This is a genomic window from Spiroplasma endosymbiont of Seladonia tumulorum, from assembly GCF_964020235.1.
Lineage (GTDB): Bacteria > Bacillota_I > Bacilli_A > Mycoplasmatales > Mycoplasmataceae > Spiroplasma.
The window spans coordinates 1,415,587-1,434,983 of the sequence record NZ_OZ026545.1; the positions used below are offsets into that span (position 1 = coordinate 1,415,587).

At 24.5% G+C, this 19,397-nt stretch carries 20 protein-coding genes and 4 pseudogenes; 11 read left to right on the forward strand and 13 right to left on the reverse strand.

Annotated features, from left to right (window positions below; all coding sequences use genetic code 4):
• Positions 1–159: 159 nt before the first annotated feature.
• The 8 genes and pseudogenes from AACL22_RS09020 to AACL22_RS09060 form a co-directional block, all read left to right on the forward strand.
• Positions 160–1,437, forward strand: a pseudogene (locus AACL22_RS09020) (spiroplasma phage ORF1-like family protein); the annotation flags it as partial.
• Between the two features lie 506 nt (positions 1,438–1,943).
• Entirely contained in the window at positions 1,944–2,153 is a 210-nt protein-coding gene (locus AACL22_RS09025) for a lipoprotein (protein ID WP_338991552.1), read from the forward strand.
• Positions 2,154–2,322: 169 nt separating this feature from the next.
• The gene (locus tag AACL22_RS09030) at positions 2,323–2,544 is read left to right on the forward strand and encodes a hypothetical protein (protein ID WP_338991554.1); all 222 of its coding nucleotides are present in this window, start codon (positions 2,323–2,325) and stop codon (positions 2,542–2,544) included.
• A gap of 15 nt (positions 2,545–2,559) precedes the next feature.
• A pseudogene (locus tag AACL22_RS13860) lies at positions 2,560–2,700 on the forward strand (hypothetical protein); the annotation flags it as partial.
• Between the two features lie 260 nt (positions 2,701–2,960).
• Positions 2,961–3,482 carry a methylated-DNA--[protein]-cysteine S-methyltransferase gene (locus AACL22_RS13865; protein ID WP_338991570.1) on the forward strand — a complete coding sequence of 174 codons (522 nt, stop codon included), beginning with the start codon at positions 2,961–2,963 and terminating at the stop codon, positions 3,480–3,482.
• Between the two features lie 124 nt (positions 3,483–3,606).
• Complete coding sequence (locus AACL22_RS09050) at positions 3,607–5,262, forward strand: hypothetical protein (RefSeq protein WP_338991557.1); 1,656 nt, start codon at positions 3,607–3,609, stop codon at positions 5,260–5,262.
• Positions 5,263–5,319: 57 nt separating this feature from the next.
• Positions 5,320–6,867 (forward strand): sodium-dependent transporter, encoded by a 1,548-nt coding sequence (locus AACL22_RS09055; protein WP_338991559.1) that lies wholly within the window; start codon positions 5,320–5,322, stop codon positions 6,865–6,867.
• The gene (locus AACL22_RS09060) at positions 6,861–7,055 is read left to right on the forward strand and encodes a hypothetical protein (protein ID WP_338991561.1); all 195 of its coding nucleotides are present in this window, start codon (positions 6,861–6,863) and stop codon (positions 7,053–7,055) included. Before AACL22_RS09055 ends, AACL22_RS09060 begins: the two co-directional genes overlap by 7 nt.
• Positions 7,056–7,067: 12 nt before the next feature.
• Here the strand turns inward: AACL22_RS09060 and AACL22_RS09065 are convergent, their stop codons facing one another.
• Positions 7,068–7,514 (reverse strand): PTS sugar transporter subunit IIA, encoded by a 447-nt coding sequence (locus AACL22_RS09065; RefSeq protein WP_338991563.1) that lies wholly within the window; start codon positions 7,512–7,514, stop codon positions 7,068–7,070.
• Positions 7,515–7,664: 150 nt separating this feature from the next.
• On the opposite strand from AACL22_RS09065, the gene AACL22_RS09070 reads away from it, so the two are divergent.
• Both AACL22_RS09070 and AACL22_RS09075 read left to right on the forward strand, forming a co-directional pair.
• Positions 7,665–7,841, forward strand: a complete 177-nt coding sequence (locus AACL22_RS09070; protein WP_338991564.1) for a hypothetical protein — start codon at positions 7,665–7,667, stop codon at positions 7,839–7,841.
• Between the two features lie 19 nt (positions 7,842–7,860).
• A complete protein-coding gene (locus AACL22_RS09075) occupies positions 7,861–8,499 on the forward strand; it encodes an SIS domain-containing protein (RefSeq protein WP_338991565.1) in 639 nt (212 codons plus the stop codon).
• A 218-nt stretch (positions 8,500–8,717) separates the two neighbouring features.
• On the opposite strand, the gene AACL22_RS09080 is transcribed toward AACL22_RS09075, so the two are convergent.
• A complete protein-coding gene (locus AACL22_RS09080) occupies positions 8,718–9,146 on the reverse strand; it encodes an SIS domain-containing protein (protein WP_338991566.1) in 429 nt (142 codons plus the stop codon).
• A 19-nt stretch (positions 9,147–9,165) separates the two neighbouring features.
• A complete protein-coding gene (locus AACL22_RS09085; RefSeq protein ID WP_338991564.1) occupies positions 9,166–9,342 on the reverse strand; it encodes a hypothetical protein in 177 nt (58 codons plus the stop codon).
• 150 nt (positions 9,343–9,492) lie between these two features.
• On the opposite strand from AACL22_RS09085, the gene AACL22_RS09090 reads away from it, so the two are divergent.
• On the forward strand, positions 9,493–9,939 hold the full coding sequence (locus AACL22_RS09090; protein ID WP_338991563.1) for a PTS sugar transporter subunit IIA: 447 nt from the start codon (positions 9,493–9,495) through the stop codon (positions 9,937–9,939).
• 12 nt (positions 9,940–9,951) lie between these two features.
• On the opposite strand, the gene AACL22_RS09095 is transcribed toward AACL22_RS09090, so the two are convergent.
• From AACL22_RS09095 to AACL22_RS09145, 10 genes and pseudogenes are all read right to left on the reverse strand, one after another.
• Positions 9,952–10,146: a hypothetical protein gene (locus AACL22_RS09095; protein ID WP_338991561.1), complete on the reverse strand. Its 195-nt coding sequence runs from the start codon at positions 10,144–10,146 to the stop codon at positions 9,952–9,954.
• Positions 10,140–11,687, reverse strand: a complete 1,548-nt coding sequence (locus AACL22_RS09100) for a sodium-dependent transporter (protein ID WP_338991559.1) — start codon at positions 11,685–11,687, stop codon at positions 10,140–10,142. Before AACL22_RS09100 ends, AACL22_RS09095 begins: the two co-directional genes overlap by 7 nt.
• Before the next feature lie 57 nt (positions 11,688–11,744).
• The gene (locus AACL22_RS09105; protein WP_338991568.1) at positions 11,745–13,400 is read right to left on the reverse strand and encodes a hypothetical protein; all 1,656 of its coding nucleotides are present in this window, start codon (positions 13,398–13,400) and stop codon (positions 11,745–11,747) included.
• Positions 13,401–13,524: 124 nt separating this feature from the next.
• Positions 13,525–14,046 carry a methylated-DNA--[protein]-cysteine S-methyltransferase gene (locus AACL22_RS09110; RefSeq protein ID WP_338991570.1) on the reverse strand — a complete coding sequence of 174 codons (522 nt, stop codon included), beginning with the start codon at positions 14,044–14,046 and terminating at the stop codon, positions 13,525–13,527.
• Positions 14,047–14,305: 259 nt separating this feature from the next.
• Positions 14,306–14,446: pseudogene (locus tag AACL22_RS13870) on the reverse strand (hypothetical protein); the annotation flags it as partial.
• A 15-nt stretch (positions 14,447–14,461) separates the two neighbouring features.
• Positions 14,462–14,683: a hypothetical protein gene (locus tag AACL22_RS09115; RefSeq protein ID WP_338991573.1), complete on the reverse strand. Its 222-nt coding sequence runs from the start codon at positions 14,681–14,683 to the stop codon at positions 14,462–14,464.
• A gap of 170 nt (positions 14,684–14,853) precedes the next feature.
• A complete protein-coding gene (locus tag AACL22_RS09120) occupies positions 14,854–15,063 on the reverse strand; it encodes a lipoprotein (protein ID WP_338991575.1) in 210 nt (69 codons plus the stop codon).
• 280 nt (positions 15,064–15,343) lie between these two features.
• Positions 15,344–16,350, reverse strand: a pseudogene (locus tag AACL22_RS13875) (IS30 family transposase).
• A 231-nt stretch (positions 16,351–16,581) separates the two neighbouring features.
• A complete protein-coding gene (locus tag AACL22_RS09140) occupies positions 16,582–18,144 on the reverse strand; it encodes a hypothetical protein (RefSeq protein ID WP_338991582.1) in 1,563 nt (520 codons plus the stop codon).
• Positions 18,144–19,397, reverse strand: coding sequence for a hypothetical protein (locus AACL22_RS09145; RefSeq protein WP_338991584.1), 1,254 nt, complete (start codon positions 19,395–19,397; stop codon positions 18,144–18,146). The genes AACL22_RS09140 and AACL22_RS09145 overlap by 1 nt, the downstream gene beginning before the upstream one ends.

Genomic DNA, 19,397 nt, shown 5'->3' on the forward strand with positions numbered 1-19,397 from the left:
AAACTTAATAAATTATTTTTTAGTGTGCCCAAATATACTAATTTTAAATAAATTAAAAAAATAATTTAAAAATACTTGCAAACTTATTTTTAAGTGCTATTATTTTAATTAATAAGAGTAGGAAATAACTAATTGCATTTACACTATACATGTTGATAAAAAAAACAATTTTTAAAAGAATTAACAAATTTTTCGTATTCATTTGCAAAATATTTTGATACTGTTGAAATTATAAATAAATTAGAAAAAAGTGTTGATAATTTGCAACAAGTTAATTTAAATTATGATTTTGATAATTGAAAATTAGTATCAAGTATTTTAGGAGAAGGAAATACTAAAAAATGATACATAGGTATTTTAAAAAAAGATAATAAATGAAATATTATAAAATGAAATGGAAACAAAGAATTTTATTCATATTATTATGATAAAATTTATCGTTGAGATGGAGAAGGTCAACCACAAACACCAAAAATTGATAGTGGTGGAAATGTTAAGTTTGAAGTAAATATTTATAAAGAAAAAGTTAAGGATTTTTTAAATAATTATTTAGATGTTATTATCCAAGAAAATATTTGAGTTCAACAAGGTGGTAACCCTGATTATGATGATCCAAATTTGGGTAGTCAAAGAATAATATTTGATTTTGAAATTATTAATAATTTGGATAAGTCTAGTACTGGCACTATTTTAACTAAAAAATCAATTTATCGGATGATTTTGACGATTGATGAAAAGAAAAATATTATTGTTGGGAGTTTAGAGTTAACACATCTTAAGCAATATTGAAATGGATATGATTATAATAATTATCGGTATACTGATGATTTAGGTTTTTTATTTTCTTTTATGAAAGATAAGGAAAATACATTTAATTTTAGTGCTGAAACATATAATTATTATCAGGGTAATACTCCTAATACTGGTAAAGAGATTTTTGAACAGATGAAAGGTCAAATTGATATTAATAAATTTTTAAAAGCATTTTTTGCTCATGCTTTAGTTCCAGTATTTCAAAATCTTAGTAATTTTATTGAAAGTGGATATATTGATAATTTACAATATGATACGGTTTTAATTAACTTTTTTGGTTTAAAATTAGTTAATTTTACAGATGTATTAATTGAGGAAAGCAATATTAATAAAACTCAATTTGAAAAATTATTAAATAGTATGTTTACGGTTTCTCAAAATTTTTATAAAGATTATTTACGAACAATTTTTGATTTAGAAAATAATACTTATGTGCAAGGATATAATAAAAAATATGGTTTATTAGTGAATAATGGTTTTAAAATTTATCCACGTTACTTTTATTTTTCTGATAAATACAAACAATTAGATATTAAATTGTATTCAGCGTTTAAAAATCGGTTTTATAATACAAATTATGGTAATGTGTTTAACTATGATTTTTCAGTTATAAAACATTTTCATTTTCAACATTTAAAAATATTTTGGATTTAAAAATTATGAGATTTAATTTTAGTTAATTTAAAATAATTTAATTTTAGTTTTTAAACTATTTTTTAGTATGTTAAAATATAAAATTACTTTTTGTATTTTTATTTTTTTGTGTTATTATGTTTTTATAAAAGAAAAAAGTTTCTTGTTTTTAAATAAATTAAGTAATACCCCCGTTTATATGCAACACTCCCTTTTATTACTGTAAATTGTAAATGCAAGTGCAACAAATCTATTAACTAAATAATAACATAAAAAAATTTCTTTAAAATATTAAATCATCAAAAAAATATTGTTTTTTTTATAAAATATTATATACTTGTCCCTGTAAGAGAAAGAAAATTTAAAAATATGAATTATATAAAAGTAGGGTTAAAAGTAATTAAAATAATTGTTAATGTTTTTTCTCTTATTCATGTATTTTTTAATTATGTTTGTTTTTATAAAATCACTACTTAATAGAAAAGGAAATATAAACTATGAAAAAATTTTTATCAATCGTATCAATTTTTAGTTTAACAACAACTGGCGCAACAACATTAGTTGCATGTACCAAAGTTGGTGATAGCAAAGATGAGAGTAACAACTCTGAAAGTAACAATGATTTAGCAAAAATTAAAATAATTGAAGCACCAAAAGAAATGACTGTTATGGACCCAATAGAGTTACAAAAGCTGAGATTAAAATAGTATTAGATCCAATTTTTTATCAGCGGTACAATGAATTAATAAAACGGCCACAACAGCTGATTTTACTTATGATGTTTTTAAAGATAAAGATGGTAGTGAATTAGAAACTGTTAATTTACAAGATAGTAAAGTTGATGTTTATGTTCAAATTGTTGCAGCGCAGGATAGTATGGTTGTTATTGGCAATACCGGATATATTAAAGTAACTTTACCACAACTTACAAAAATAGAAAAAGTCGATATTTCTTCTCGCGAGGGTACTATTCCATATAGTGCTTTAAAAATTAAAGCAGCGAATCCAAATGCGACAACTATTAATGAATTAAAAAAAATTAATATTGAAGCAACGCTTGTTGCTAAAGTGCTAAAAATTGTGAAAGATATAGTATAAGCAGTAACTGCTGAGGATTATACAATTACAAATAATGCTCAGCCAGGTGATTATTCAAAGCAACAAGAAGTCATAATTTTAGTTAAAGCAAAAGACACTTCAAAATATATTTCTGGAAAATTTGCTTTTAAGGGTTATGTAAAAGCTATCAAATAATATTTTCATTTTATTAAAAAGATTAACACGATAAAAAGTTAATCTTTTTTATTTCATATGATAATTTATAATAAAAATTATTTTGATTTTAAATTTTAATTTGGTGCAGTTTATATTACAGTTTACATACTAATAAAAAATAAAAAAAAATTTGCTAATTATGAATAGTTTTTCATAAATTAATAGTATAATTTAAATACCTTAAAGCACAAAATAATTTATTTTAATCAAAAACAGCAATCATTAGGAGGTTATAAGATATGGCCAAACAAAAGTTAACTAAATGGTATTATAACAATTTAAAGGTTAATAATTGAAATTTATATGTTGCTGTTTCTGAACAAGGTGTAACTTTTATTGGTTCTAATAACAAAGGGTTTAATGAATTAGAATCTTGGTTGAAGAAAAAGGGACCAAATATTTTATTAATTGTTGATCAAGAAGGAAAAACGAACCTTGTTATGGAGCAATTAACGGAATATTTAATGGGAAAACGAACATTTTTTACTTTAGCGTTTGATTTCACTGGTACTTTGTTTCAAAAAAGGTTTGAGCAGAAGTTGCTAAAATACCATATGGAACAACAACTTGTTATGCTGATATTGCACAAAAAATTGGACATCCGCAAGCAATGCGAGCTGTGGGGGACAGCAATTGGCAATAATGCCATCACAATTCTTGTTCCCTGTCATCGTGTTTTAGGCAAAAATAATGCTTTACGTGGCTATCGTGGTGGGTTAGAAATGAAAGCATCGTTATTACAATTAGAAAATATTTGATAATTAGTATTTGTTATTTTAAATTTATGCTTTATTAAAAGTAGTTTTTATTACAATTAATTTTATTTTTAATTAGTATGTTGGTTATCAACAATAAATTTTTAATATATTAAAAGGAGAAAAAATTATGGGAAAGTTTCATACAATAGCAAGTAGTTTATTAGTGTTTGGAACTATTAATATGACATTTGTACCTACTTCTAGTTTTATTAATCAAAAGGGATATATTGCAGAACTATCACCAACAGCAGTTTCATCACTTAACGAAGATGATTTTATTTATTCAGGCTATTTATTACAGTATTTTATTTATAAGTCTTCCAATATTGACCAAAACAAAACAGTAAAAATGATAGAAAACAATATTGTTGCTAATAAAGATATAATTTATAATACTAAAACTAATATTAATAATGTGAGAATCGATACGAAAGAATTATTTGAAATGTCATTAATGGCCTCGATTATTAATACTAGTATTTATGGAATGAAAACTTGGAAAGAATTTTTTGCCGAAGCATATTCAAAATGAATGACAATGCCAAACGAAATGAAAAATAAAAGCTGAGAGATTTTAAATAATTTTTTTATTGATATTTATACTCCGCTTCAAAAAGAGAATTTTGGTTCCTGAATTACTTCTTTACAAAAACAACGTGCTAAAATTGATCAGTATGTTGCAAAGTCAAATATTAGTTATAATACTAATTTAACAACTAAACCAATTAATGCAGTTGATTTAAAATATTTTTTGCCATCTTTTGAACTTGGTTTACAACAATTAATTCCCCAAAATAGGAAATTATGAGCACGGAATTATACTTTTAATGCTCTTAAAACAAGTTTAATTATGTGGCAGTCAAGTGGAATGCAAGATATTGAAACTGATAATGTTAGTTTTGACGGAAATATTCTACGAAATAGCATTATTAATAATGGTAAGCAGGATTTAACAGCGGAATTAGGAAATATGATGAATGATTCATATACGCGAGCATCACAATCAGCGATTATAAAATTTGAAAATTTTATGAATACTAGTAAACAGCAATATTATTCATCATTTGATAAGTTAGATGAAGATTTAAAAAAGATAACAGAATATGAAAATAATTATTATTATGAAAAAGGGAGCACTATTTTCTTAAAAGATAGCGTGCAAGCAATGCAAAAATATTATCAATGAACTGATGAACTGATGGAGTTTCTTAAAGAACAAATTTTAAATTTATTTAATATGACTTATGCAATAACTGGTGACAATTTTAAATATTTTTTAACTGGATTTTTATTTTCTCCTGATGCTCCATTGTTAGAAGAAGGTAGACAAACAGCAGCTTATACAAATTATTCTTTTCAATCATTACCAGGGTCAAATCGTTTTATTTCAACTAGACGGGCTTATATCGTTATTTCTGCAAAAGAATTTGATAATGTTTTGCAAGGAAAAACTATTTCTGAATATTTAATTGGATGATGAAGCTCATTAAATGTTTTTTGTACTTTGAACCATGAGATGGGGCATGCTGTTGATGCTTACTATGGAATGATTAAAGAAGCACGAAATGTTGCATCAAAATATTTTAAGAATCTTGTAAATAGTTTAGGAATTAAAGGGCAATATATGGGTAACATTTTTGGCTATGATGATATTGCAAGTTATAATCAAAAGGTTAACATTATTAAAATTGTTTTAATTATTATGTTTGGTGCTTTTTGCACAAGTATTATTATTGCCGTTGTTTGAGGTACTAGTCGTAAGATTAGACCTCAAAAGAAATAGAAATGGTAAAAATGCAACAATATTGCATTTTTTATTTAAAAATAAAGGAGGAAAAAAATGAGTAGTAAAAAACAAATGACAAAATTTGGATTTATTGTTTCATCATTAGGTGCAGCAATTGGATTAGGGGTAATTTGAGGATTACCTGGTTATATTAATAAATATGGTGGATTTTATTTTTTCGTAATATATATTTTTGCATTATTAATTGTGGGAGTTCCATTATTAATTTTTGAATTTAACTTAGGAAATCTTCGACGTAAAAGTGTAATTAACATTTTTGATAAAGAAAGTGTTCGCTTTAGTCGTTTTATGGGTTGGTTTCAATCAACTTTAATGATTATTATTCCGATTTATTATGCTGTTTTGGTTGGTTATACTATTATTTCGATTGGAATTGAATTTAGTCCTACCTTGATTAGTAATGTTGATGGAAATATTTTTAACCATCAGATTTTACAGCGTGGTGGTTTTGGTGTAACTAACAATGGTGGTTTTCAATGAATTGTATTTTTAGCTTTTTTATTTGTTGTTTTGTTAGTTGGTCTTGTCTTATTATTTGGAATTAAGGGAATTGAAAAAGTTAATAAGTTTTTTATGCCCTTATTATTTTTAATTATTTTAATTTTAGCAATTTATATTTTAACAGTCCCAGGGAGCCATCAAGGATTAGCAACGTTGTTTTTAACAAATAATTTAGAGAAATTAAAGCAAAGTCAAACATGAAGTAGTGTTTTTTCCTTAGCTTTTTTTACAACATCATTAGGAATGGGAATGATGATGCGCTTTGCTGGTGTAGGTCCACATAATCAAGATAATGCTTCAAAAGCTTACTTATTAGTAATTGGAATTTTATTTTTATCCATTATTAACTTAATCTTTATTTTTGGTGCATCAGGGGCTATTGTTAATAATTTGGTTACTGATAAAAATGATATTTTATTATTTCAACAACAAATTGCTACTAAGTTTGGTAATGATTCAATGGTTTTTGTTTTTAATGTTTTGCCAGAAACTTTCCATATTATTAATCAAAATACTGTTGTGGGAGTTGGGAATTTCTTAGGAGTTTTATTCTTTTTAGCTTTATTTATTGCCGGATTAAGTACAACGGTTGGTAATGTTGAAGTTATTGTGGATGCTATTGAAACACAATATGAAATTAGTAATCAAAAAGTAATTTGTGGGATTTGTTTAACAATTATTGTTGTTGGTTTATCACTAGTTTTTGAGAGCACATATCAGGTAATTAATTCCTTTCAATTATTAGCAGCAGGATTAGATTTAATTTTAGTATCTTTAGCACAAGTTATTTTCTTTGTTTGATATGCAAAAAAACTACATATTGTAATTAATTACAATAACCAAGTATCATGAATTAAATTAAATAAGTTATATAAAATTATGATGTATTATTTAATTCCACTTATATTAGTTGTTATTGTTGGTTTTTCAGTTTATAATTTTATTATTAGTTGTACAAAAAACGCTTGATATATCTCAGTATTAGCTTTTGTGTTAGGTATTTTTGTACCAGTCCTAGTTGCAAGTCTGAATAGTTATTATGGCATAAAACGAGAAAAAGGAGGACAGAAACCATGTTAGTTACCATCGCCATTGTTGTTTTATTAGTTTTAGCAATTTTATTAGCAGTTGCTTTTGGCTTTTTTATCTATAAAGATTGACAACGTAGCCAGCATACATTAGAAGTTGATCAGAAATTAGCATTAAAACATAAGTTAAAAGAAGATTTAGAACCAAGTTTAGATCATAAAACTAATGAAAGAAAGTAAATTTAATATTTTTTAATTATCATGCTGTTTGATAATTTCAATTAATTCTATTGATGATGAGCAGTTTTTTATACTAGTTAAAAATTCTTTTTTTGCAAATAGTTTAGCAATCGATTGAAGTAATTCTATATGTGAAAAATTATCTTCTGCAGCAAGAGCTAAGCAATATTTAATATGGTATTTGTCCTCTTTTTGAAATTTAACTGGAATTTTAAAATATGTAAAACTTATTCCAGTTTTTAAAATTGTTGAGTCAGGCATAATATGCAATAATGCTAATTTTGGTGCCACAACATAATAAGGACCTAAATCATTTGTTATTTCAATAATTTTAGTGAGAAAATCAGTTTTAACATAATTATTTGTAATTAATAATTCAGATGCTAATTCAATTGCTTGCTCTCATTTATTAATTGGTTTTTCAATATATTGTAATAATTTTTCATTAAATATTTTCATTTTCTATAAACCTTTCTATTTTTTTATTATTTTTATTATAGAAAGAAGATAGTAAAGTACAAGAAAATTACTTGTTTTTGTATTTTTTTATTCAAATGCAAATTTTTTGAAAATTTAATACATTATAATTTTTAGTGAAGGAGGGTATAAATGATTCCAATAATTGCTTTGGATTTATATAATTTAACATCCTTAGAAAAATATGTGGCAATTGAAATCAATAAAAAACCGGAATATTTTTTAAATAATTCAATCACAATTATTAATAAAAAACTAGGAATAGCAACATCAACAATATCAAGATTATCGAAAAAAAATAGGATATAAAAATTTTAAAGAACTTAAAATGTTTATTTATGAAAAAATTAAACAAATTAAAAGTAGTTTTAATTTTCAATATAATGATAATTTACCTAATTTAATTCAAAAAATTAAAAATATTAATTTATATTCTATTTTTGAAACAATTAATAACTTAAATTTATTAGAACTAGAAAATATTATTAACTGTATTTTTACTTCTAAACGTATTTTTGTTTTTGGTGTTGGTTCATCTTCTGTTATTTGTTCTGAATTAAATGATAGTTTAATTAAATTAGGATTTAATTCTTATACATCGCAAGATTTTCATGGTCAGTTATTGTTTTTAAATTCATTTAATGATAATGATTTATTGATTCTTTTTTCAAAATCTGGTCGTACGCGTGAAATTCTTGAAATATTAAAAAATGGAATTAAATATAAAATTCCAATTACTTTAGTAACTTCAAATTTAAATTGTGGCTATGAAAAATATTTATATAATAAAATTATTTTTCGAACGTTAGAGCAACTTTCCCGCTATTCAGCTGTATCTTCTAAAATTACACAATTGCTATTTGTGGATATTATTTTTAACCAAATTATGGAAAGAAAAAAACAATTTAAAAAATTAATTTTACATGGAACTCACATAATTAAAAATTGAAACAAAATTAATTCTTAATTTTATACTATAGTTCCTTTTTTATTTCAATTATTAATTAAAATAACACCTTTTTGAATTTCTTCATATATTGATGGTTTTTTATCTATTAACATTGTTATTAAAATATTAGTTATAATTAGTTGCAAAATATTGCTAGAAATAATTGAAAAATAAGTTGAATCTAAATAAGAATGATATAAAATTCTATAATCTGGTTGAATCAAATCACTATTATTCTACTTAGTTGTAACTAAAACCGTTTTTATATTGTTTTTTCTACTTAATTTAAGTAATTCAAGAATTTCACGCGTACGACCAGATTTTGAAAAAAGAATCAATAAATCATTATCATTAAATGAATTTAAAAACAATAACTGACCATGAAAATCTTGCGATGTATAAGAATTAAATCCTAATTTAATTAAACTATCATTTAATTCAGAACAAATAACAGAAGATGAACCAACACCAAAAACAAAAATACGTTTAGAAGTAAAAATACAGTTAATAATATTTTCTAGTTCTAATAAATTTAAGTTATTAATTGTTTCAAAAATAGAATATAAATTAATATTTTTAATTTTTTGAATTAAATTAGGTAAATTATCATTATATTGAAAATTAAAACTACTTTTAATTTGTTTAATTTTTTCATAAATAAACATTTTAAGTTCTTTAAAATTTTTATATCCTATTTTTTTTCGATAATCTTGATATTGTTGATGTTGCTATTCCTAGTTTTTTATTAATAATTGTGATTGAATTATTTAAAAAATATTCCGGTTTTTTATTGATTTCAATTGCCACATATTTTTCTAAGGATGTTAAATTATATAAATCCAAAGCAATTATTGGAATCATTTATACCCTCCTTCACTAAAAATTATAATGTATTAAATTTTCAAAAAATTTGCATTTGAATAAAAAAATACAAAAACAAGTAATTTTCTTGTACTTTACTATCTTCTTTCTATAATAAAAATAATAAAAAAATAGAAAGGTTTATAGAAAATGAAAATATTTAATGAAAAATTATTACAATATATTGAAAAACCAATTAATAAATGAGAGCAAGCAATTGAATTAGCATCTGAATTATTAATTACAAATAATTATGTTAAAACTGATTTTCTCACTAAAATTATTGAAATAACAAATGATTTAGGTCCTTATTATGTTGTGGCACCAAAATTAGCATTATTGCATATTATGCCTGACTCAACAATTTTAAAAACTGGAATAAGTTTTACATATTTTAAAATTCCAGTTAAATTTCAAAAAGAGGACAAATACCATATTAAATATTGCTTAGCTCTTGCTGCAGAAGATAATTTTTCACATATAGAATTACTTCAATCGATTGCTAAACTATTTGCAAAAAAAGAATTTTTAACTAGTATAAAAAACTGCTCATCATCAATAGAATTAATTGAAATTATCAAACAGCATGATAATTAAAAAATATTAAATTTACTTTCTTTCATTAGTTTTATGGTCTAAACTTGGTTCTAAATCTTCTTTTAACTTATGTTTTAATGCTAATTTCTGATCAACTTCTAATGTATGCTGACTACGTTGTCAATCTTTATAGATAAAAAAGCCAAAAGCAACTGCTAATAAAATTGCTAAAACTAATAAAACAACAATGGCGATGGTAACTAACATGGTTTCTGTCCTCCTTTTTCTCGTTTTATGCCATAATAACTATTCAGACTTGCAACTAGGACTGGTACAAAAATACCTAACACAAAAGCTAATACTGAGATATATCAAGCGTTTTTTGTACAACTAATAATAAAATTATAAACTGAAAAACCAACAATAACAACTAATATAAGTGGAATTAAATAATACATCATAATTTTATATAACTTATTTAATTTAATTCATGATACTTGGTTATTGTAATTAATTACAATATGTAGTTTTTTTGCATATCAAACAAAGAAAATAACTTGTGCTAAAGATACTAAAATTAAATCTAATCCTGCTGCTAATAATTGAAAGGAATTAATTACCTGATATGTGCTCTCAAAAACTAGTGATAAACCAACAACAATAATTGTTAAACAAATCCCACAAATTACTTTTTGATTACTAATTTCATATTGTGTTTCAATAGCATCCACAATAACTTCAACATTACCAACCGTTGTACTTAATCCGGCAATAAATAAAGCTAAAAAGAATAAAACTCCTAAGAAATTCCCAACTCCCACAACAGTATTTTGATTAATAATATGGAAAGTTTCTGGCAAAACATTAAAAACAAAAACCATTGAATCATTACCAAACTTAGTAGCAATTTGTTGTTGAAATAATAAAATATCATTTTTATCAGTAACCAAATTATTAACAATAGCCCCTGATGCACCAAAAATAAAGATTAAGTTAATAATGGATAAAAATAAAATTCCAATTACTAATAAGTAAGCTTTTGAAGCATTATCTTGATTATGTGGACCTACACCAGCAAAGCGCATCATCATTCCCATTCCTAATGATGTTGTAAAAAAAGCTAAGGAAAAAACACTACTTCATGTTTGACTTTGCTTTAATTTCTCTAAATTATTTGTTAAAAACAACGTTGCTAATCCTTGATGGCTCCCTGGGACTGTTAAAATATAAATTGCTAAAATTAAAATAATTAAAAATAATAAGGGCATAAAAAACTTATTAACTTTTTCAATTCCCTTAATTCCAAATAATAAGACAAGACCAACTAACAAAACAACAAATAAAAAAGCTAAAAATACAATTCATTGAAAACCACCATTGTTAGTTACGCCAAAACCACCACGCTGTAAAATCTGATGGTTAAAAATATTTCCATCAACATTACTAATCAAGGTAGGACTAAATTCAATTCCAATCGAAATAATAGTATAACCAACCAAAACAGCATAATAAATCGGAATAATAATCATTAAAGTTGATTGAAACCAACCCATAAAACGACTAAAGCGAACACTTTCTTTATCAAAAATGTTAATTACACTTTTACGTCGAAGATTTCCTAAGTTAAATTCAAAAATTAATAATGGAACTCCCACAATTAATAATGCAAAAATATATATTACGAAAAAATAAAATCCACCATATTTATTAATATAACCAGGTAATCCTCAAATTACCCCTAATCCAATTGCTGCACCTAATGATGAAACAATAAATCCAAATTTTGTCATTTGTTTTTTACTACTCATTTTTTTCCTCCTTTATTTTTAAATAAAAAATGCAATATTGTTACATTTTTACCATTTCTATTTCTTTTGAGGTCTAATCTTACGACTAGTACCTCAAACAACGGCAATAATAATACTTGTGCAAAAAGCACCAAACATAATAATTAAAACAATTTTAATAATGTTAACCTTTTGATTATAACTTGCAATATCATCATAGCCAAAAATGTTACCCATATATTGCCCTTTAATTCCTAAACTATTTACAAGATTCTTAAAATATTTTGATGCAACATTTCGTGCTTCTTTAATCATTCCATAGTAAGCATCAACAGCATGCCCCATCTCATGGTTCAAAGTACAAAAAACATTTAATGAGCTTCATCATCCAATTAAATATTCAGAAATAGTTTTTCCTTGCAAAACATTATCAAATTCTTTTGCAGAAATAACGATATAAGCCCGTCTAGTTGAAATAAAACGATTTGACCCTGGTAATGATTGAAAAGAATAATTTGTATAAGCTGCTGTTTGTCTACCTTCTTCTAACAATGGAGCATCAGGAGAAAATAAAAATCCAGTTAAAAAATATTTAAAATTGTCACCAGTTATTGCATAAGTCATATTAAATAAATTTAAAATTTGTTCTTTAAGAAACTCCATCAGTTCATCAGTTCATTGATAATATTTTTGCATTGCTTGCACGCTATCTTTTAAGAAAATAGTGCTCCCTTTTTCATAATAATAATTATTTTCATATTCTGTTATCTTTTTTAAATCTTCATCTAACTTATCAAATGATGAATAATATTGCTGTTTACTAGTATTCATAAAATTTTCAAATTTTATAATCGCTGATTGTGATGCTCGCGTATATGAATCATTCATCATATTTCCTAATTCCGCTGTTAAATCCTGCTTACCATTATTAATAATGCTATTTCGTAGAATATTTCCGTCAAAACTAACATTATCAGTTTCAATATCTTGCATTCCACTTGACTGCCACATAATTAAACTTGTTTTAAGAGCATTAAAAGTATAATTCCGTGCTCATAATTTCCTATTTTGGGGAATTAATTGTTGTAAACCAAGTTCAAAAGATGGCAAAAAATATTTTAAATCAACTGCATTAATTGGTTTAGTTGTTAAATTAGTATTATAACTAATATTTGACTTTGCAACATACTGATCAATTTTAGCACGTTGTTTTTGTAAAGAAGTAATTCAGGAACCAAAATTCTCTTTTTGAAGCGGAGTATAAATATCAATAAAAAAATTATTTAAAATCTCTCAGCTTTTATTTTTCATTTCGTTTGGCATTGTCATTCATTTTGAATATGCTTCGGCAAAAAATTCTTTCCAAGTTTTCATTCCATAAATACTAGTATTAATAATCGAGGCCATTAATGACATTTCAAATAATTCTTTCGTATCGATTCTCACATTATTAATATTAGTTTTAGTATTATAAATTATATCTTTATTAGCAACAATATTGTTTTCTATCATTTTTACTGTTTTGTTTTGGTCAATATTGGAAGACTTATAAATAAAATACTGTAATAAATAGCCTGAATAAATAAAATCATCTTCGTCAAGTGATGAAACTGCTGTTGGTGATAGTTCTGTAATATATCCCTTTTGATTAATAAAACTAGAAGTAGGTACAAATGTCATATTAATAGTTCCAAACACTAATAAACTACTTGCTATTGTATGAAACTTTCCCATAATTTTTTCTCCTTTTAATATATTAAAAATTTATTGTTGATAACCAACATACTAATTAAAAATAAAATTAATTGTAATAAAAACTACTTTTAATAAAGCATAAATTTAAAATAACAAATACTAATTATCAAATATTTTCTAATTGTAATAACGATGCTTTCATTTCTAACCCACCACGATAGCCACGTAAAGCATTATTTTTGCCTAAAACACGATGACAGGGAACAAGAATTGTGATGGCATTATTGCCAATTGCTGTCCCCCACAGCTCGCATTGCTTGCGGATGTCCAATTTTTTGTGCAATATCAGCATAACAAGTTGTTGTTCCATATGGTATTTTAGCAACTTCTGCTCAAACCTTTTTTGAAACAAAGTACCAGTGAAATCAAACGCTAAAGTAAAAAATGTTCGTTTTCCCATTAAATATTCCGTTAATTGCTCCATAACAAGGTTCGTTTTTCCTTCTTGATCAACAATTAATAAAATATTTGGTCCCTTTTTCTTCAACCAAGATTCTAATTCATTAAACCCTTTGTTATTAGAACCAATAAAAGTTACACCTTGTTCAGAAACAGCAACATATAAATTTCAATTATTAACCTTTAAATTGTTATAATACCATTTAGTTAACTTTTGTTTGGCCATATCTTATAACCTCCTAATGATTGCTGTTTTTGATTAAAATAAATTATTTTGTGCTTTAAGGTATTTAAATTATACTATTAATTTATGAAAAACTATTTATAATTAGCAAATTTTTTTTATTTTTTATTAGTATGTAAACTGTAATATAAACTGCACCAAATTAAAATTTAAAATCAAAATAATTTTTATTATAAATTATCATATGAAATAAAAAAGATTAACTTTTTATCGTGTTAATATTTTTAATAAAATGAAAATATTATTTGATAGCTTTTACATAACCCTTAAAAGCAAATTTTCCAGAAATATATTTTGAAGTGTCTTTTGCTTTAACTAAAATTATGACTTCTTGTTGCTTTGAATAATCACCTGGCTGAGCATTATTTGTAATTGTATAACCCTCAGCAGTTACTGCTTATACTATATCTTTCACAATTTTTAGCACTTTAGCAACAAGCGTTGCTTCAATATTAATTTTTTTTAATTCATTAATAGTTGTCGCATTTGGATTCGCTGCTTTAATTTCTAAAGCACTATATGGAATAGTACCCTCGCGAGAAGAAATATCGACTTTTTCTATTTTTGTAAGTTGTGGTAAAGTTACTTTAATATATCCGGTATTGCCAATAACAACCATACTATCCTGCGCTGCAACAATTTGAACATAAACATCAACTTTACTATCTTGTAAATTAACAGTTTCTAATTCACTACCATCTTTATCTTTAAAAACATCATAAGTAAAATCAGCTGTTGTGGCCGTTTTATTAATTCATTGTACCGCTGATAAAACAATTGGATCTAATACTATTTTAATCTCAGCTTTTGTAACTCTATTGGGTCTATAACAGTCATTTCTTTTGGTGCTTCAATTATTTTAATTTTTGCTAAATCATTGTTACTTTCAGAGTTGTTACTCTCATCTTTGCTATCACCAACTTTGGTACATGCAACTAATGTTGTTGCGCCAGTTGTTGTTAAACTAAAAATTGATACGATTGATAAAAATTTTTTCATAGTTTATATTTCTTTTTCTATTAAGTAGTGATTTTATAAAAACAAACATAATTAAAAAATACATGAATAAGAGAAAAAACATTAACAATTATTTTAATTACTTTTAACCCTACTTTGTATAGTGTAAATGCAATTAGTTATTTCCTACTCTTATTAATTAAAATAATAGCACTTAAAAATAAGTTTGCAAGTATTTTTAAATTATTTTTTTAATTTATTTAAAATTAGTATATTTGGGCACACTAAAAAATAATTTATTAAGTTTTTTTACTTAATAAATTTATTTAATATATTTATTAAATAACTGTGTTGGTGTTTCTCAATTTAAACAAGGTCTTATCTTATCATTAATTGTATTAATTATTCAATCTATTTTATCTTGTTTAATAATTCTAAAATCAGTACTTTTTGGTAATTCTCGCCTTATATCTCTATTCATTCTTTCAACTTTAGGTTTTTGTGTTGGAGTTCCAGCATCACAAAAGTATACATTTGCATTAGTAATCTTTTCATTTTTTTCATTTACTAAATTTCTTTACCTTGATCAGTTATTATTCCTTTTATATTTTCCTTATAAAGTTTATTTTTAAAAATACTTTTAATGGCTTTATTAACCTCTTCTGAATTATGGTGGTCTAATTTAAAACAAATCGTATATAAACTTTTTTCTTCTGTAAAAGTTAAACAAGCAGATTGATGGTCTTTACCTACTATACAGTTCATTTGAAATCAACCAAAAGTACCTTTTTCATGTTATGCTTCTTCAATAAATCTAATATTAGTTAATTGACCACGATCATCTTTTCTCTTTTTTGTTTTAAACTTTTTACCTTTAAATGGCAGTTTTTTCTTAATTTCAGTATTTTCATCATCAAAAACTCCATATTCAATATAATTGTAAAGTGTCACATGTGAAAATGGAAACTTTTCATTATACTTTTTTTCATATTCAAAAATAATTAACATTGGTGAATAGCGTCTTTTACTTAAAATTTTTCTTATATGATTTACAACTTTTTTTCTAATTGTAGTATATTTTATAGATTTTTTTCTTTTATTTTTATAATCATCATTCGCTTTTTTAGGATCGTATTCTTCTTTAAGTCTTTTAGCCTCTAATCTAATTGTATTACGACTTTTATTCATTACTTTTCCTATTTTAGAATAATTAGGTGTGCCATCTTTCTTTTTAAATTTTTTGTATATTAAATATTCTTTTAAATCATTTTTTTCTGCTAAATTAAAATGTTTAAATTTTTTCTTTTCTTTTCTTTTTTCATAAGACAACCTAGCCCTTTCTATTAAAATATTTATACACTAAAAATTAAAATTTTGTTGACAATACTTTAAATGATGGTAGGATGGTGATGTAATTTAATACAAGTAGGATTTACTAGCCCTTAATCGCTTGTTTAAAAATTATTAAAAAATAGAGACTTGAAATAGAGTGCACCCATTTTAGTAAGTACTAATAAAAAGTAAATACTTTTTATTAGTACTTACTAAAATGGGTGCACTCTACTTTACCCCTAAATCATTTATACGAAAAATATTGGGAGATTGTGTTAAAATAAGATTATAATTATTATAACTATCTATAATTTTATTATTTTTAAATGCATCTAAAGAATTATTTAAAAATTTAGTTATTTTAAATTCTAATGAATCTGGATGTTGTCATATAACAAAATAATATTTATTATCAATTTGATTAAATGGTTGATCATCAGGATAGACCTCTTTTCAATAATTTATTGGCGCCGGCGGAATAGGACCACCGATAAAATTAAAATATGATGAATTTAATTTAACTTTGCAATGTTCAAATTCTCAATATCCAGTTTCTACCTCTCTTGGATTAGATATTAACTCAAAATAATAAGGAGAAAATAATTTAACATCATCATTATAACCTTTATTAATTGCATATTTACTATATGTATAATTTGATAACATGTATATAACTTGTTTAATTCTTTTTACATATGTTTTATGTAATTCACTTGGATTGTCTAATTTTCAGTTTTCAAATAAACCATCAATTACATCTTCGGGTTTTTGTCCTTCGAATTTTTGGCGTAATTCTGCGGCTTTATTAGTAGGATTACTTTTTTCATCGTATTTTGCTCCTTGAAATTTACGGTCATAATTATAACGATAAGTTAAATAATTTAATAAAACTTTTTCTAAACCATTATTTTTTATTAAACTTAAAATATCATCTGGTTGAATATATATTTTTGCAATAAACCATGGTAAAAAACTTTCCGTAAATCAATATTGAAATATTCTTACATTAGGGTTTGTTTCAATAGGTATTGATAGTAAAGGTACTAAACTAGCGTTTTCAATATTTGATGATGGATAAGAATAAACACCATTAACATTTCCTCAGCATTTAATATTACCAAATAGCATAGATTTAGGGTATTTAATCTCAATCCCAGTAAATACTGTATCTTCTGGCAATGATTTTTGTAATACTAAATAAATGCTATTTTGATTTTTTCATTTAAAATCAGTTATTTTAACTAAATGCGTAGATTTAATAATATCAACACCATTAGATGTATAAGGGCGTTTATATTCTGCAATGATATAACATTCATTTTTGTTGTTTTCAGTAATTGGTTCATTAATAGATATTATTTTTAAGTCTAATGTTTCTAAAAATTCTTTGTCTTTTTTTGAAATATCATTAATTAAAATATCTTTTTCATCAATCATTACATAACTTGTGCTATTATCTTGGACTGTGGTGTTTTGTTGAATTTGTAATTTAAAATTAAAATTACTAATTTCATAACCAGTTATTTTAATATATTCATCTTTGTCAATAAAACCTATTTTAACGCTATTTTGAGAATAGTTTAAGGTTGGTTTTTGTTTTGTCTTAACAAGATTATTAATTTTATAAATATATAAGGTTCTTGCACGGACTTCTGTAAATAATTGTTCTAAATCAGGGTCGCTGTACTGCGATTGACTAGCAAAATCTAATGGAATACTATCAATTGAATAGTCAATTGGTTCATCATTTTCTGCTAATTGTGCTAACATTTTTTCAGATGGTTTTAACATTATTCTTGTTCTCCTTCTTCATTAGGCATATTGATAATAGTTTCGTTGTTTTTTAATTGTCTGTTTAAAGTAGCATTTACTAATAAGCGAACATCAACAATTAACTCGTCAATATTTTTAATATTGAATGTTCTACTGTTTAAAATAACATTATCATATTTAATTAACTTAATAATAAATTCAGTTAATTTAATTTCTCTAATATATATCATTTGTTCGTATGATGCGTTTGTTTGAATATTTACACCAGCAACTTCTGCCTGAGTTTGTTGTGCTCCCTTAGCAATGGCGGGAACATGATGTCGATTTATTTTATAGTAATTTGTTAATAATCAATCATATATTTTAGTTAATTGCTCACCTTTAAAATTACCAGCAATATAGTCTACTGGTTGAAAATTACTATCAGGGTCTCCTTCAACTAATAACAAGTCATTTTCAATAAATGATGCCAGCATTTTACTAATTTCTTGGTCAACCACACCAGTAACTCCATTAGTATTAATAGTAAATTTACCACTATTTAATAATGGATCTAACATTATCTTTTCAGCAATAATATCTAAAATACTAGCAAATTGTTTACCATAACGAGCAGAAGGCTCAAAATTAGGGTTATTAGGAATAATTTGAATTGGAATAAAATTAAGTGGTAATATTTTTTCTCTTTGTAAAGTTGTATAGTTATTTCATTTAGCATCATCAATATATAAGTCGGTAATAGTACTGTATAATCGTGTTTTTAACTTTCTAATAACTTTTACTTGTTTAGTTACATAATCAATTTCTAATTTTTCAGTAATAAAAATACTCTTGTCATTTTTAATATAAGGGTCATAATCAAAAGTGCAAGATACTAAATTACCTAATTCATCATACTGGTCATTGTAAAAATCAATAGTAATAAAATTAAGTTTTGAATTATTAGCAAAAATAAAATATGCACCCTTACCATTTTTATTAATTTTATATTCGTTATATCAATTCTTATTAGTAAAGTCTTGCATTTTTAAAAATTTATTAATTAATTTAGTGTCTAAATACTGTTTATTAATTGGATTATAAATGCTAATTTCTAAATCACGTGGATTTAAAAAATTAGCATTATCTTCACAAATTCTTTTTTCTAAAATTTCATTATGTTTTTGAACAGTAACATTTTTACGATTAGTAATCGTTGATGCTAAATTAAGATAATAACTATCAATATCATAACTCTTTTTTAATTTCTTTTTTGCTGGCAACAATCCCAT